The following is a 14,242-nucleotide window of genomic DNA, read 5'->3' as shown; positions in this document are numbered from 1 at the left end:
GCCTGAAGTACTTATAAACTTCAGGCGTAAAAAATGTGGGTAGGAGGAATTTTATTTTTCTTACTTCTTGTATACAAAATGTGTTGGTTTTCGACTTGAAACCTTTTTTTGCTGTACATGTCCTGCTATAATAGATGGGTGATGAAGCAGGGGTTGTAAAGAATGTACTCTTATTGTAACCGCATTGCGTTCTTCTATAATTAGAAATTTTTGTGTAACGGAGGAGTTTTTTCATGGAGAAGAAAATCGAAGTACTATCAACGACGCGTATTAAATATTCGTCGGATTTGTATAAAATTGTTGATAGTTTAAATCGTACGTTAAAAGAGCAGGACCTCATGTTCGGACTAGCATTAGACGAAAAAGATAAAGAAACAGCTGTATTTACGATTTACAGAACGTAGTGATACAATGAAAAAGTGGATCTTTGCAATCATTATTGTTATCGTTGCTAGCGGAATATATGGGGCGTATGTTTATAATAAAGCGATGGGAAAGAAAATTCCAAAAGAGTCGAAATTTGTAGAAATTGCTAAAGAAAAAGCAAAGCTTACAAAGGTGAAATCTGTTGATTATTACAACGGAAAATCTGCATATATAGTCGTGCAAGGTACAGATGAAAAGGGAGAACAACTTATCGTTTGGGTGCCTGAGAAAAAAGGGGATACTGTAGTAAGGAAAAAGAGCGAAGGTATTTCTGAAAAAGAGGCTATACAAAGAACAATAGAGCAAGTCGGCAATGAAAGTAAGGAATCAAAAAGTAAGCCGAAAGAGATTATGAAAGTGAAATTAGGCTTTGAAAATGATGTACCACTATGGGAAGTTACATATATTGATGATGACAATCGTTATAGTTATTACTATCTTGAATTTAAAGATGGAAAATTTTTAAGACGATATAGCATTGAAAAATAGATGTAGGGGGAACTACAAATGAAATTAGCAAAGCGAGTAGCTGCTTTAACACCGTCTTCAACTTTAGAAATTACAGCAAAGGCACAAGCATTAAAAGCAGAGGGTCATGATGTAATTGCATTAGGGGCAGGGGAACCTGACTTTAATACACCAGAGCATATTATGGATGCTGCACATAAAGCGATGTTAGAAGGGCATACGAAGTATACACCAACAGGTGGATTACAATCGTTAAAACAAGAAATTGTGAAGAAATTTACTCGCGATCAAGGTATTGCGTATGATCCATCTGAAATTATTGTATGTAATGGTGCAAAGCATGCATTGTATACATTATTCCAAGTATTACTTGATGAAGGAGATGAAGTTATCATCCCAACTCCTTACTGGGTAAGCTATCCAGAGCAGGTAAAGCTTGCTGGCGGTAAGCCGGTTTATGTAGAAGGTTTAGAAGACAATGAGTACAAAATTACAGCAAAGCAGCTGCGTGAGGCAATTACAGAGAAAACGAAAGCAGTTATTATTAATTCACCGAGCAATCCAACAGGAATGATTTATAGCAAAGAAGAATTACAACAGCTTGGAGAAGTATGTTTAGAACATGATATTTTAATCGTTTCTGATGAAATTTATGAAAAATTAATTTATGGTGGCGTAGAATATACTTCAATTGCCCAGCTTTCTAATGCATTAAAAGAACAAACACTTATTATTAATGGTGTATCTAAATCTCATTCTATGACAGGATGGCGTATTGGATATGCTGCAGGAAATAAGCAGCTTATTAAAGCGATGACGAACTTAGCGAGTCATAGTACGTCAAACCCTACTTCAATCGCTCAATACGGCGCAATTGCGGCATATGCAGGCTCACAAGAACCTGTGGAAACAATGCGTCAAGCCTTTGAAGAGAGATTAAACATTATTTATGATAAATTAATTCAAATCCCTGGCTTTACTTGCATTAAACCGCAAGGTGCATTTTACTTATTCCCTAACGTAAAAGAAGCTGTAGCTTTATCAGGATATGCAACAGTTGATGATTGGGCAAAAGCTCTATTAGAAGAGGAAAAAGTGGCTCTTGTACCAGGTACAGGATTTGGTGCTCCAAATAATGTTCGCTTATCATATGCGACATCTCTTGAACAAGTAGAGAAAGCATTAGAGCGTATCCATACATTTATGAAAAGTAAAGTGCAAGCTTAATTTTATATTTCATTCATGTAATATAAAAAACCTCCCCATTAATAGGGAGGTTTTTTTGACGAATTGTGGCAAAAAGAAATAGCTAAAGGTGTGTTATACTAGAGAGCGAGGTGTTTGGTGATGAAAAAGAAAATGATGTTACAGTGGTTTGAGCAGGGAAGCATTGCAATTCCAAAATTACTTATGATGCATTATAAAAAATTAGGTTTAAATGAGACGGAATTTATGGTCGTACTTCATGTACACACATTTTTAGAGTCAGGTAATTCGTTTCCGACTCCTTCAGAGATTTCTGAACGGATGACGATAACGGAAATGAAATGTATGGAAGTAATTCAAGCATTGATTCAAAAAGGGTTTTTATCACTAGAAGGTGGACAAAGATCAGAAGCGATGATGTGCGAAAGTTATTCTTTACAACCGTTATGGGAAAAAATATTACATTTCTTAATGGATGAATCGATAGAGGAAGAGCAAAAAGAAAAAAAACAGCTGCAAGTAAATTTATATACAGTATTTGAAAAAGAATTTGGAAGACCACTTTCGCCGTTCGAATGTGAAACGTTAGGAATGTGGGAGGACCAAGATCAACATCATCCAAATTTAATTCAAGCGGCTCTTAGAGAAGCTGTAATGAGTGGAAAACTAAATTTCCGATATATTGATCGTATTTTATTTGAATGGAAAAAGAATGGAATTAAAACGGTAGATCAGGCTCAAAATCAAGGTCAAAAATTTAGAGCGAATCAACAAAGAGCACAACAAATGACAAAACAAGAGACGAAATTTACTGGAAAAGTGCCTTTTTATAATTGGTTGGAGCAGTAATATAGGAGGAAGTATATGTTAAATAAAACGCAAATTCGCTATTGTTTAGACACAATGGCGGATATGTATCCAGAAGCACATTGTGAATTAATTCATGAGAATCCTTTTGAATTAGTAATCGCGGTAGCACTATCTGCACAATGTACAGATGCACTTGTAAATAAAGTGACGAAAAATTTATTTCAAAAATATAAAACACCAGAAGATTATTTAAGTGTATCTTTGGAAGAGTTACAACAAGATATACGTTCTATTGGGTTGTATAGAAATAAAGCAAAAAACATTCAAAAATTGTGCCAGATGTTGCTGGATGATTACAATGGAAAAGTTCCAGAAGACCGTGACGAGTTGACGAAATTACCAGGAGTAGGGAGAAAAACAGCAAATGTAGTTGTTTCGGTAGCGTATGGCATCCCGGCAATTGCTGTTGATACGCATGTAGAAAGAGTGAGTAAACGGTTAGCGATTTGTAGATGGAAAGATTCGGTGTTAGAAGTAGAAAAAACATTAATGAAGAAAGTACCGATGGATGAGTGGGGAGTTACACATCATCGTATGATTTTCTTTGGACGTTATCACTGTAAAGCACAACGACCGCAATGTGAGGAGTGCAGACTGTTAGAAGTATGTCGTGAAGGAAAGAAGCGAATGAAGGTGAAATAAAGGATGGAGCGAGTTATAGAAATACCGAAAGAATTTCACTGTTTACCATTTTTTAAAGAAAGTGTAAATTTAGTTAAGTATCATACAGACAATTCTTTTGAAGAGATAATACAAAATACTTACTTTATATTTGATATTGAAAGACAGTATGAGCCGTGGAAGGAAATTGAAAACAGCATTCCAGCGATGTTGAATGTATGGAAAAATAAGCATGAAGACATTGCTATACTGTTTCGAAATAGAAATAAGCAAGAGGCTGAGGGACCAATGATTCTTTTTGCAGCTCACTTGTTATCGGTTGTCTATTGGCTAAATGAACAACCTGTTCATAGTTTGAATGAAATGCAAATAAATACGAATAAATTAAAAGTGCAACCTGTTAATTTTATGGAAAGATATTCATTCATTATAAAGAAACCGAGTAATTATCATTCTTATATTCAATTAGCGCAGTTGTATATCGAAATAGAAAAGCTGTATGTAAAGAAAATGATAACAAAAAAGAAGTCCGCTTCTCGTTAAGAGAAACGGACTTCTTTTTTGTATATTAGGACTCTGTTGTAACAACAGCACCGTCTGCGTGAGGTGTATCTCCTCCGGTATTTTGGTGTTGCTGTTCTTGTTGTTTCTTAGCCTCTTCTTCAGCTTTTTTCTTGGCCTCTTCTTCAGCTTTCTTCTTAGCTTCTTCTTCAGCTTGTTTCTTAGCTTCTTCTTCAGCTTTTCTTCTAGCTTCCTCATCAGCTTTCTTTTGAGCTTCTTCTTGCTGTTTACGTTGTTGTTCTTGCTGTTGTTCTTGTTGTTTCTTAGCCTCTTCTTCAGCCTTTTTCTTAGCTTCGTCTTGTTTTACTTTATCTTCATTAGCCTTTTTCTGGGCTTCTTCATCAGCTTTTTTCTTAGCTTCTTCATCGGCCTTTTTCTTAGCCTCTTCTTCAGCTTTTTTCGCATCTGGAGTTCCGCCAGGCGCAGTGAAGGATGCACCAACTGCTGGGCTTGTTCCAGTACCTTTTTTCGCTACTACAGAGAAGCTGTAAGTAACACCTGGTTTAATACCACCAAGAGTAGCTGTCGTACCACTTATTGATAGGCTACCACTTGAACCATCAGTTGCTTTATAGCTGGCTGCATATGCATCGACTTCTGCTGGTCCAGACCAGTTTAGTGTAACTGTGCTAGCGCCATCAAAAGTGACATTCAGACCACTAGGGGCATCTACTTTAATTTGTTTAATTGCATCTTTTTTCGCACCTTTTACGTATAATTCTCCGTTTATTTCTTGTACAGAAGAAGGACGTTCAAAGCGAGATTTATCTGTAGCGAATTTGCTCATCATTACTTGGAACATTTGCTGTGCAATTTTAGTATAACGATCACTAATGTAGTTTTCTGGACCATTCTTTACGTAACCCGTCCATACAGCCATCGTATATTGTGGTGTATATCCAGCGAACCAGCTATCCCTGTTTGCATCAGCTGGAATGCCGTATTTCTTTAAATCTTTTGCATCAAAGTTTTGCGTTCCAGTTTTACCCGCTACGTCAACACCTGAAACATATGCTGTTGGTCCTGTACCACCAGAACCAGGTTTTACTACGTCACGAAGAACGTCAGTTACCATGTAAGCTGTATAGTCTTGCATAGCGCGTTGTTCTTTCGGTTTAAAGCTTTTCTTTTTCCCGTCCGGGAAGGTTACTTCTTTTACGAAGTGTGGTTTATTATAGTTACCACTATTACCGAAGGTTGCATATGCACCTGCTACTGCTAATGGAGAACTATCGTTACTACCAATTGCAGTAGATTCATGTACTCCATTTTCAAATGTCATGCCTAAACCTTCAGCAAACTCTTTTGATTTATTAAGTCCAACTGTTTGAGCTGTCTTTAAAGCCGGGATGTTTAATGACTTCTTCAATGCTTCACGAAGTGAAACGTCACCTTTAAAACTCCCTGTAGCATTTTTAATCTTTGTGCCATCCGAATAAGTATATTCAGAGTCATTTAATTGATGGTAAGTAGACCATTGAAGATTCTCAATCGCTGGACCGTAGTCGAAAATTGGTTTCATTGTTGAACCAACTTGGCGTTTTAAATCAGTTGCCATATTATGACCTTTGAAAGTGGACTTATTTTCTTTACGTCCAGCACCAATTGCTCGAACTTCTCCAGATTGTGTATCCATAAATACGAATGATCCTTGGAATTGATCGTTTGGATACTTAATAAGATTACCATCCATAATTTTTTCAGCGTAATCTTGAGCATCTTGATCAAGTGTTGTATGAATCGTTAAACCATCTGAACCGATATTTACATCAGGATATTCTTTTTCAACTTCTTTTACAACCGCATCTAAAAATGCTTGATACTTCATCTCAGTTACTTCTGAAGACGGTTGAAGGCCCTCAGTTACTGGGATCTTAACGGCGTTATTCATTTCTTCTTTTGTTATATAACCATGTCGATTCATTAATGATAATACGACATTACGACGATTTGTTGCTCGTTCAACATTTTCCTTTTTTGTTGGATCATAAATGTTTGGACCTTGGGGTAAACCAGCGAGCATAGCAGCTTCATGTAATTGCAAGTCTTTTAAATCTTTACCATAATATTTTTGCGCTGCTGTCGCAATACCGTATGAACGGTTACCTAAATTAATCTTATTTAAGTACATTTCTAAAATCTCATGTTTAGAGTATTGTTGCTCTAATTTGTAAGATAAGTACCATTCTTGTACTTTTCTTTTAGCAGTTTTGTCCATCGTTAGAAAGTAGTTTTTAACGACTTGCTGTGTAATCGTACTACCACCTTGGGAACCGAAACCACCAGTGACATTTTCCATAACTGCTTTTGTAGTTCGTTTAAAATCAATTCCATTATGATCATAGAAACGCGAATCCTCAGTTGCAAGGAATGCATTTTCAACTACTTTTGGAATTTGATCATAAGTAACGTGTGTTCGTTTTTCAGCACCGTATTCATAGAAGAAATTCCCGTTTTTATCAAGAAACTTTGTTGATAAAGGATTAACAAGTTTGGCTTTGTCTAATTTTGGAGCATCCTTTACCATAACAAAGAAAGCGGAAACGCCGGCTACAAGACCAACGATACCAAGAAGTAGACAACCTATAAGAAATTTCTTGAAAAAGGAGCCTTTTTTCTTTGGTTTTTCTTCTTTATGTGTTTTTTTCTCTTGATTTTTCACATGATTTCGTTCTGTACGAGAACGATAATTATCTGACATTATACTTTCTCCTACCTTTCATTCTCTCCCCCAAAAGTCGAAAAAAGAGCCTTAGTGATGACTCTATCACGAAAAATAAACCATGTCTAGTACACGGATATAGTCAATCCGAGGGTGATAACCGCATGATAATAAGGATCCATGCTCTTCTATTTCTTCTTTCGTAATCGACTTGCGTCCACCAGTATTTTGACGATTCCAAAATGCAATAATATGTTTTGCATCTAGTAAATAAAATTCATCAAAAAGTGTAAATTTAATAATAACAAATGCAATTCCATTATGAGCAACCACTTGCTTCATATGTTCAATTTGATGAAGGTGGAAGTTTTGAAGTGGGAAACTAGTTTTATTTTTTGTTTCCTTTGCTTCAAAATCGATGTATTTCCCTTTGTATACACCGTTGTAATCTGTTGTAGAAGGTTGTTTAAAATACGCTTCTTTTACCACTGCAGCACTTCGAGCGGGGTAATCTACTTTTACAATTTGAAGAGGTGTAGGCTTTTTATGTACACATGCAATATTATGGGTTAAGTAATATTGATTTGTTTCATTCAATTCCTCTTCAAGGGACATACCTCTATTACTATAAGTATGTGTTTTTATAGGTGTTTTTTGAGGTTGTGAAGCTTGATTATACCTTTTTCCATTTGGGTAACGAATGGTCATAGTGTGTCCACCCCCAACTTGCTAAGAATTACTTACAAAGGTGATTATATCAAAAAATGAAAAAAGATGTGACCTTTTTGATGAAAGGTATGATGACTTATTTATGTTTACATGGAATGATTATATGAAAATGAAACAAAATCGAGAAAAAAATTTTTGTACAGAGGAAGAAAAAGCAATCGTTCACAATATTAAAAAGAAAACAGAAATAGCTAATGTGGACAATATTTCTCGGACACAATCTTATCAAGAATATTATTTAAGAAATAGTGAAATCAGGTGGGCCTTTTTAGCGAGTATGGTTTCGAGAAATGCGGGCTGGAATATGACTGATTTAGAAGGGAGATATTATGCTACTGTTTTACCTAGAACGGTAAAAAAACATTTATTTATTCTGTACGAACAGGCTAATTGGATTATTTTTTTAGATGCATTTCCTCAGCTATTATTGTATGAGGAAAGTAAGAAGAGACGTGCACCTCTCTTTCATTTGTTGCAATATTTCAACGTATCAATATTTATGGAAAAAGAATGGTTACTTTTCTGGGAAAGAAGAGATATGAATAGGCTTATGACAGCGCTTATTATAAATGAACAAAATAAAATTCAAAAACCAGTCATTGAGAACACATATTTTAAAAAACATGTATTCCATACTGCACTTTTTAAAGTGCAAGAAAGACTTCATATTAGTGCAGTTATCTTCCCAACAATTGAAGGGAGAATGTATGGATTTTCGGTTTATCAATTTGAAACGTTACAACAGCGTATAGAACTAGGAAAAAAATTAGCATGGTTATTGTTTCATCCAATTTATAATGGTTCGTTTTATAAGTTTGCATTGCAAACTACACATACTGGGTCTAGAGAAGATTATGAAGTTTACGCAAAGGAAACTCGAAAGTCTTATACGCCAACACTTAGAGATATTTATCCTGTTATTTTACATGAAGAAATAAAAATGAGAGATTGGTTTTGTGCAAATATGAAAATGAATGTGCTATTTGTACCTGAAGAACCTAAAGGGGAAGTTAATATAACAGAATGGTATAGAAGAAAGAGAGAACAAATCTATAGGCTATCTATCGCAAATCGTTTTGCTAAAAGGATGGATGAGTTCATGATATAATAAAAAAGAAGTCCCGTCTTCCATTTTGAAGACGGGACTTCTTAATTTGAAACAATCCTGCTATGTGTGCTACAACTTTAATCTCAAAACGTAATGCTAGTAGGAGATTAAGGGTGACTTGAAATTTAACTGTTCGTAATAAAGTCTCGCTTTATGTAGCAGGGAAGTTTGGACCATCTAGCTTTGGATTGCCAGTCTCGGGTTTATTTTGTTGTTTGTTTTGGTTTTTCTTTTTTTCATTTTTGTTCTTTGCCATTGTAATACACCTCCTTTTTGTATTGTTACCATTTCTATAAATGACATACGAAATGATTTCTTTGACGAATAACAACTAGTTTTGTCATGTGGGCAGGAGTGGTGAATCATTCGGCGAAATTACATGACAAAGGAAAAGCAAAGAAGGAGGCGTTTTGTATATGGCGATGGTTCAGAAGGAAGATGTAATGAAAAAAATGGATCAAATGTTAAGTTCTCTCGATTTGCTGGAAATGAATATAGGGATTAGAATGAATCATGCATTAAAGGATGCGAGTGAAAAAATATGCAATAAGATAGAAATAACAGAAATGCATATTGAACATATGGAAAATAAATTAGTGCATCACGAAGAGAAAGGGAATTGGGTAAAGACATTTCAAAACGTCGTAGTGAGTGCATAATAAGGTGGGAAAGAAATGAAGAATGAAGCATTAATACAGTCTTCAGAAAAACTCATGCAGTATAATAATGAAGCGAATGTAAAAAAGAGAGAACTAACCGAATACGACTTTTATAAGGATATGAAACCGTTTGTAGATATGGTAGATGAGGAATTAAAGAAGTGGAAAGAATTAGCTTATAAGTGGATTAAAGAAGAAAAGCCAAAATATATACATGTACAGCAAATTGATCAAGTATATGATAATTTACAAACGAATGTGTTGCAATGCTTTGTAAATAAAGGTAAAGGTAAACGATTCTTTGAAACACACCAAGCCATTTCGTATACTTTGCAAAATATAGTTGAGCAATGTAAATAACAAGAGGGAGATCCCTCTTGTTATTTTTATGCTTCTGTCATTGTTGTAGGTTTTGTTGCGCCGTTTATTTCTAATTCTTTTATTAATGTTCGATAATCTGATATGCATATTTTTCCTTCGAGATACCAATGTCTCGCAAAGTCTAATAATTCATTTGCATTCTCTGTGCAATACCCCTTTTTTTGAGAAAACGCTTGTTTTAAATCCCCTAATACCATGTTGATTCCTCCCCCATGAGAATCTTCTTCTTTATTATCATAGCATGGAAGGGTTTTCTTTTTTAATTTTTTAAAAATTTAAACTTCCGACAAAAATAGACAGATACTCCATCACACATATTATTTTATAGGTACATATTATATATGTAGAAACTTATGTGAAGGAGGAGAGAATGCATGTTTCAACAACCTAACTTATATCAGCAAACGAATCCATATGCACAGCAAAATATGTACCAATATAATACGGATACATATTTACGGTATAATATGTATCCTTTCGAGCCTTATTATGGAAATCAAAATTATTATCAACCGTTTGAAGTGTCCTTTATGAATCAAGCTCAACAACCACAACAGCAGCAACCTTATGTGAATCAAGCTCAACAACCACAACAGCAGCCTTATATGAATTCGCAATATTATATGCCACCACCATCGCCGTATGCTAATCAACAAGCGATGTTTTATCCACCAAAACAACCGTACCCGACGCAGGGTAAGCAAAAGCAACAACAGCCAAGTCAGTTTTCTAGTTTTGTTTCTCAATTTAAAACATCAGATGGTAACTATGATGTAAATAAAATGATGAATACAGCTGGACAAATGATGAATGCGATGAATCAAGTGACAGGTATTGTAAAGCAAGTTGGAGGCTTTTTTGGTAAGTGATGTTGAAGGATTGTCTATAAAAACAATGTAAATGAAATAAAGGACTAGACAAATTTCCTTGTAATAAATGGGTATATATAACAAACGGCTTTCTCTCTTTTCTCATACTGTAAAGTGTAATCAGATTTTTTTAACGAGAGAGGAGAGAAAAAACTATGCATCATTGTCATCCTTGCTTTGGAGGGCATAAGCCTACAGGACCTATTTGTACGACTGCTCCTGTCATTCATCCGACGAAACAATGCGTAACACACTCTTTTTCAACAACGGTGGTGCCACACATTTTCCCAACACATACAACACATGTACATCATCAACAAATTAAAAACCAAAACTTCTTCCCGCAAACAAATTCAAATGTAAATGTTGTGGACCCAATCGACCCAGGATTCGGTGGCGGATGTGGACCGTGTGGCCATGGTCATCATCATCATCATCATCACCACGGTCATCAAATATCTCCATTTGGGCCAGGACCGAATGTATCACCGTTTGGACCAGGACCAAATGTATCACCGTTTTTACCAAACAATGTATCACCAGTAGGTCCAAATATCGGACCAAACGTTGGTGGAATATTTAAAAAGTAAATGATATGTTAGAACTAGCGAAATGCTAGTTCTTTTTTTGTAATTGGAGTGTTGATATGAAAGTTATTGCAGTAACAGGATATAAGCCATTTGAACTTGGAATATTTAAAAATGATCATCCAGGAGTGGAGTGTATAAAGAAAGCATTACACCGTAAATTAATCACTTTTGTAGAAGATGGTTTAGAATGGGTTATAATAAGCGGCCAATTAGGTGTAGAATTATGGGCTGCTGAAGTTGTTTTTGAAATGCAAGTAGAATATCCTGATTTAAAATTAGCGGTATTCACTCCGTTTTTAGAACAAGAAGAAAATTGGAAAGAAGATAATCGTGAATATTACGAATTTATTCTTTCTCAAGCAGACCATGTTGATAGTATCACGAAACGGAAGTATGAAAGCCCAGAGCAATTTAAATTAAAAAATCAATTTTTTATTGAAAAAAGTGATGCGCTTTTAGCGGTATACGATGAAGAAAAACCAGGAAGTCCCAAATATATTGTAGAATCAGCAAAGAAAAAAGGGGAAATAGAAAATTATCACAGTTATTTCATTCTTTTTTCTGATTTACAAGATATAATAGAAGAGGAACAGTGGAATAATGCAGAGTAATATGTAATATAGTACTCGTATATATGATTGACAAAAAGCATTGTTTCTGAAAAAATTTAGTTAATGAAAGTTTTGGTAAAAATTTGAGGTGAAGAAAATGATTTCGGATAAAATTAAATTAACAGCGAAAGATATTTTAGAAAAAGAATTTAAAACAGGTATGAGAGGTTATCAGCAAGAAGAAGTAGACAAGTTTCTTGATATGATCATTAAAGACTATGAAGCTTTCCACAAAGAGTTTGAGCAATTAAAGCAACAAAATGCTCGTTTAAAGCGTGAATTAGAGGAACAAAAACTAGCAGTAACGCAAGTTCCACAACAACCTGTACAAACACCAGTTGCACAACCGGTTTATAACAACACGAATACGGATATTTTAAAACGCTTATCTAACTTAGAAAAAGCTGTATTTGGAAGTAAGTTATACGAATGATGTAAGGTGGGAAAAGGTTTAAGCATTTTACATAGAAAAAAACGTTGCAAAATCTTTTTGTTTCCACTATACTAATGGATGTCATAACGTTTGGGTAATCGCTGCAACGCCAACGTTGTAGAGGAAAGTCCATGCTCGCACGGCCTGAGATGGCTGTAGTGTTCGTGCCTAGCCAATTCATAAGCTAGGGTATTCTGGCTGTAAGGCTGGTTTAACGGCAGGGAAAAAACCTAAGTCCTTTCGGATATGGTTTGACTACCTTTAAAGTGCCACAGTGACGAAGTCCTTGAAGAAATGATAGGAGTGGAACGAGGTAAACCCCACGAGCGAGAAACCCAAATAATGGTAGGGGAATCTTTTCCAAGGAAATGAACGACGGGAAAGGACAGGTTTTATAACCTGTAGATAGATGATTGCCACCGGAGTACGAGGCGTGGGCCGTTTGTAGTACAAAGGAACAGAACATGGCTTACAGAACGTTATGAACCAACTATGAAATAACTCAGCTCTCCTTTGTTAGAGGAGGGCTTTTTATTTGTATGAAGTTATAAAGTATGAGTTAAAATGGTTAATGAGAATATTTTTCGTAAAATGTAATAATTAATAGGACCAATTGCTATTAATTATTGTTTGAATATACATAAGAGGTGAATGCAAATGGGAAAAGTTACTTTAATTGCAACAGCGGCAATGGGTATTGAAGCGTTAGTTGCCCGAGAAGTTCGCGATCTTGGTTATGAATGTCAAGTAGAAAACAGCAAAGTAACATTTGAAGCAGATGAAAAGGCGATTTGTCGTACGAATTTATGGTTACGTACTGCGGACCGTGTAAAAATTAAAGTTGGCGAATTTAAAGCAACGACATTTGATGAGCTATTTGAAAAAACGAAAGCATTAAACTGGGGAGATTATATTCCAGAGAATGGAGAATTCCCTGTTATCGGTAAATCTTTAAAATCTGAATTATTCAGTGTTTCGGATTGCCAACGTATCGTTAAAAAAGCTGTCGTTGAAAAATTAAAAACAACATATAAACGTACAACTTGGTTTGAAGAAGATGGTCCGTTATTCCGTATTGAGATTGCAATGCTCAAGGATATTGCAACATTAACAATTGATGCGAGCGGTGTTGGACTTCATAAACGTGGATACCGTATGGATCAAGGGGAAGCTCCGTTAAAAGAAACATTAGCTGCATCTTTAATTAAATTAACAAACTGGAAGCCAGATCGTCCATTTGTTGATCCATTCTGTGGATCAGGTACAATTCCGATTGAAGCAGCATTAATTGGACAAAACATTGCACCAGGATTTAACCGTGGTTTCGCATCTGACGAGTGGGGCTGGGTAGGTAAACAAAACTGGCGTGAAGCTCGTCAAGAAGCTGAAGATTTAGCGAACTATGATCAACGATTACAAATCATTGGATCAGATATTGATCATCGTATGATTCGAGTTGCTCAAGATAACGCAGAAGAAGTGGGCTTAGGCGATTTAATTACATTTAAACAAATGCAAGTAAAAGATTTCACAACAAAAGAGGATTATGGCTACGTTGTAACGAATCCTCCATACGGAGAACGTTTAAGTGAAAAAGCACTCGTTGAACAACTGTATAAAGAAATGGGACAAGTATTCCGCCCGTTAGATACATGGTCAGCGTATGTATTAACAAGCTACGAAGCATTTGAGAAGTGTTATGGAAAAGATGCGTCGAAGAAGCGTAAACTGTTTAACGGATTTATCCGTACAGATTACTACCAATACTTCGGAAAACGTCCACCGCGTAATTCATAGTATAAAACTCCTCCAGCGCGCATATACTGGCTATTATGTAATGCGTAAAGGAGGAAGTGATATGGATAATTTTCAATTATCAATGATTCAAAAAGCTATTCACCGTACGTATGATGAGCTCGGAAAAGAAGTGGATAGTCAAGGTGCGATTGTAGATGAAATACAAAAAGCACAAGAAGAATATTTGTCAGCTCTTTCACATGAAACAGCGATTGATAAACGGTATTTAAAGTCATTAATATAGAAGAAAA

Annotated in this window: 19 protein-coding genes and 1 other RNA gene; 16 read left to right on the top strand and 4 right to left on the bottom strand. The window is 35.5% G+C overall.

Annotated elements, in window-relative coordinates:
* The first annotated feature begins 233 nt into the window (after positions 1-233).
* The 6 genes from GBN91_RS07905 to GBN91_RS07880 all read left to right on the top strand — a co-directional run bounded on the left by GBN91_RS07905 (position 234) and on the right by GBN91_RS07880 (position 4,134).
* Positions 234-404, top strand: coding sequence for a YpmA family protein (locus GBN91_RS07905; protein ID WP_000412179.1), 171 nt, complete (start codon positions 234-236; stop codon positions 402-404).
* A 7-nt stretch (positions 405-411) separates the two neighbouring features.
* Positions 412-915: a cell wall elongation regulator TseB-like domain-containing protein gene (locus tag GBN91_RS07900; RefSeq protein WP_000758739.1), complete on the top strand. Its 504-nt coding sequence runs from the start codon at positions 412-414 to the stop codon at positions 913-915.
* Between the two features lie 18 nt (positions 916-933).
* Positions 934-2,121: an aspartate transaminase AspB gene (gene aspB, locus GBN91_RS07895; RefSeq protein ID WP_000761560.1), complete on the top strand. Its 1,188-nt coding sequence runs from the start codon at positions 934-936 to the stop codon at positions 2,119-2,121.
* Between the two features lie 120 nt (positions 2,122-2,241).
* On the top strand, positions 2,242-2,949 hold the full coding sequence (gene dnaD, locus GBN91_RS07890) for a DNA replication protein DnaD (RefSeq protein WP_000728542.1): 708 nt from the start codon (positions 2,242-2,244) through the stop codon (positions 2,947-2,949).
* Between the two features lie 15 nt (positions 2,950-2,964).
* Positions 2,965-3,612, top strand: coding sequence for an endonuclease III (nth, locus tag GBN91_RS07885; RefSeq protein WP_000933030.1), 648 nt, complete (start codon positions 2,965-2,967; stop codon positions 3,610-3,612).
* Between the two features lie 3 nt (positions 3,613-3,615).
* On the top strand, positions 3,616-4,134 hold the full coding sequence (locus GBN91_RS07880) for a YpoC family protein (protein ID WP_016122187.1): 519 nt from the start codon (positions 3,616-3,618) through the stop codon (positions 4,132-4,134).
* Positions 4,135-4,159: 25 nt separating this feature from the next.
* Here GBN91_RS07880 and GBN91_RS07875 read toward each other — a convergent pair whose 3' ends face one another.
* Both GBN91_RS07875 and recU read right to left on the bottom strand, forming a co-directional pair.
* The gene (locus tag GBN91_RS07875; protein ID WP_152121377.1) at positions 4,160-6,853 is read right to left on the bottom strand and encodes a PBP1A family penicillin-binding protein; all 2,694 of its coding nucleotides are present in this window, start codon (positions 6,851-6,853) and stop codon (positions 4,160-4,162) included.
* Between the two features lie 66 nt (positions 6,854-6,919).
* Positions 6,920-7,522, bottom strand: a complete 603-nt coding sequence (recU, locus tag GBN91_RS07870) for a Holliday junction resolvase RecU (protein ID WP_000155598.1) — start codon at positions 7,520-7,522, stop codon at positions 6,920-6,922.
* Positions 7,523-7,625: 103 nt separating this feature from the next.
* Here recU and GBN91_RS07865 point away from each other — a divergent pair, with 103 nt between their 5' ends.
* The gene (locus tag GBN91_RS07865) at positions 7,626-8,651 is read left to right on the top strand and encodes a DUF2515 domain-containing protein (protein ID WP_002023716.1); all 1,026 of its coding nucleotides are present in this window, start codon (positions 7,626-7,628) and stop codon (positions 8,649-8,651) included.
* 151 nt (positions 8,652-8,802) lie between these two features.
* On the opposite strand, the gene GBN91_RS29545 is transcribed toward GBN91_RS07865, so the two are convergent.
* Positions 8,803-8,982 (bottom strand): hypothetical protein, encoded by a 180-nt coding sequence (locus GBN91_RS29545; RefSeq protein WP_001987054.1) that lies wholly within the window; start codon positions 8,980-8,982, stop codon positions 8,803-8,805.
* Between the two features lie 85 nt (positions 8,983-9,067).
* On the opposite strand from GBN91_RS29545, the gene GBN91_RS07860 reads away from it, so the two are divergent.
* Both GBN91_RS07860 and GBN91_RS07855 read left to right on the top strand, forming a co-directional pair.
* Positions 9,068-9,310: a hypothetical protein gene (locus GBN91_RS07860; protein ID WP_001252036.1), complete on the top strand. Its 243-nt coding sequence runs from the start codon at positions 9,068-9,070 to the stop codon at positions 9,308-9,310.
* 15 nt (positions 9,311-9,325) lie between these two features.
* Positions 9,326-9,670: a YppE family protein gene (locus GBN91_RS07855; RefSeq protein WP_000786939.1), complete on the top strand. Its 345-nt coding sequence runs from the start codon at positions 9,326-9,328 to the stop codon at positions 9,668-9,670.
* 26 nt (positions 9,671-9,696) lie between these two features.
* Here the strand turns inward: GBN91_RS07855 and GBN91_RS07850 are convergent, their stop codons facing one another.
* On the bottom strand, positions 9,697-9,888 hold the full coding sequence (locus tag GBN91_RS07850) for a YppF family protein (protein ID WP_000242652.1): 192 nt from the start codon (positions 9,886-9,888) through the stop codon (positions 9,697-9,699).
* Positions 9,889-10,065: 177 nt separating this feature from the next.
* On the opposite strand from GBN91_RS07850, the gene GBN91_RS07845 reads away from it, so the two are divergent.
* The 7 genes from GBN91_RS07845 (at position 10,066) to GBN91_RS07815 (ending at position 14,235) form a co-directional block, all read left to right on the top strand.
* Positions 10,066-10,560 carry a YppG family protein gene (locus GBN91_RS07845; protein WP_152121376.1) on the top strand — a complete coding sequence of 165 codons (495 nt, stop codon included), beginning with the start codon at positions 10,066-10,068 and terminating at the stop codon, positions 10,558-10,560.
* A 155-nt stretch (positions 10,561-10,715) separates the two neighbouring features.
* The gene (locus tag GBN91_RS07840; protein WP_000546273.1) at positions 10,716-11,150 is read left to right on the top strand and encodes a CotD family spore coat protein; all 435 of its coding nucleotides are present in this window, start codon (positions 10,716-10,718) and stop codon (positions 11,148-11,150) included.
* A gap of 56 nt (positions 11,151-11,206) precedes the next feature.
* Positions 11,207-11,761, top strand: coding sequence for an SLOG family protein (locus GBN91_RS07835; protein ID WP_000862908.1), 555 nt, complete (start codon positions 11,207-11,209; stop codon positions 11,759-11,761).
* 97 nt (positions 11,762-11,858) lie between these two features.
* Positions 11,859-12,194 carry a cell division regulator GpsB gene (gpsB, locus tag GBN91_RS07830; RefSeq protein WP_000622431.1) on the top strand — a complete coding sequence of 112 codons (336 nt, stop codon included), beginning with the start codon at positions 11,859-11,861 and terminating at the stop codon, positions 12,192-12,194.
* 86 nt (positions 12,195-12,280) lie between these two features.
* Positions 12,281-12,671, top strand: an RNA gene (rnpB, locus tag GBN91_RS07825) — RNase P RNA component class B.
* 180 nt (positions 12,672-12,851) lie between these two features.
* Positions 12,852-13,991: a THUMP domain-containing class I SAM-dependent RNA methyltransferase gene (locus GBN91_RS07820; RefSeq protein WP_000521224.1), complete on the top strand. Its 1,140-nt coding sequence runs from the start codon at positions 12,852-12,854 to the stop codon at positions 13,989-13,991.
* Between the two features lie 61 nt (positions 13,992-14,052).
* Positions 14,053-14,235, top strand: a complete 183-nt coding sequence (locus tag GBN91_RS07815; protein WP_000368570.1) for a DUF3921 domain-containing protein — start codon at positions 14,053-14,055, stop codon at positions 14,233-14,235.
* Positions 14,236-14,242: the final 7 nt, after the last annotated feature.

This window comes from Bacillus sp. B1-WWTP-T-0.5-Post-4 (genome assembly GCF_009183795.1).
GTDB classification, from domain to species: Bacteria; Bacillota; Bacilli; order Bacillales; family Bacillaceae_G; genus Bacillus_A; species Bacillus_A cereus.
This window is presented reverse-complemented; position numbering and strand designations above follow the sequence as displayed.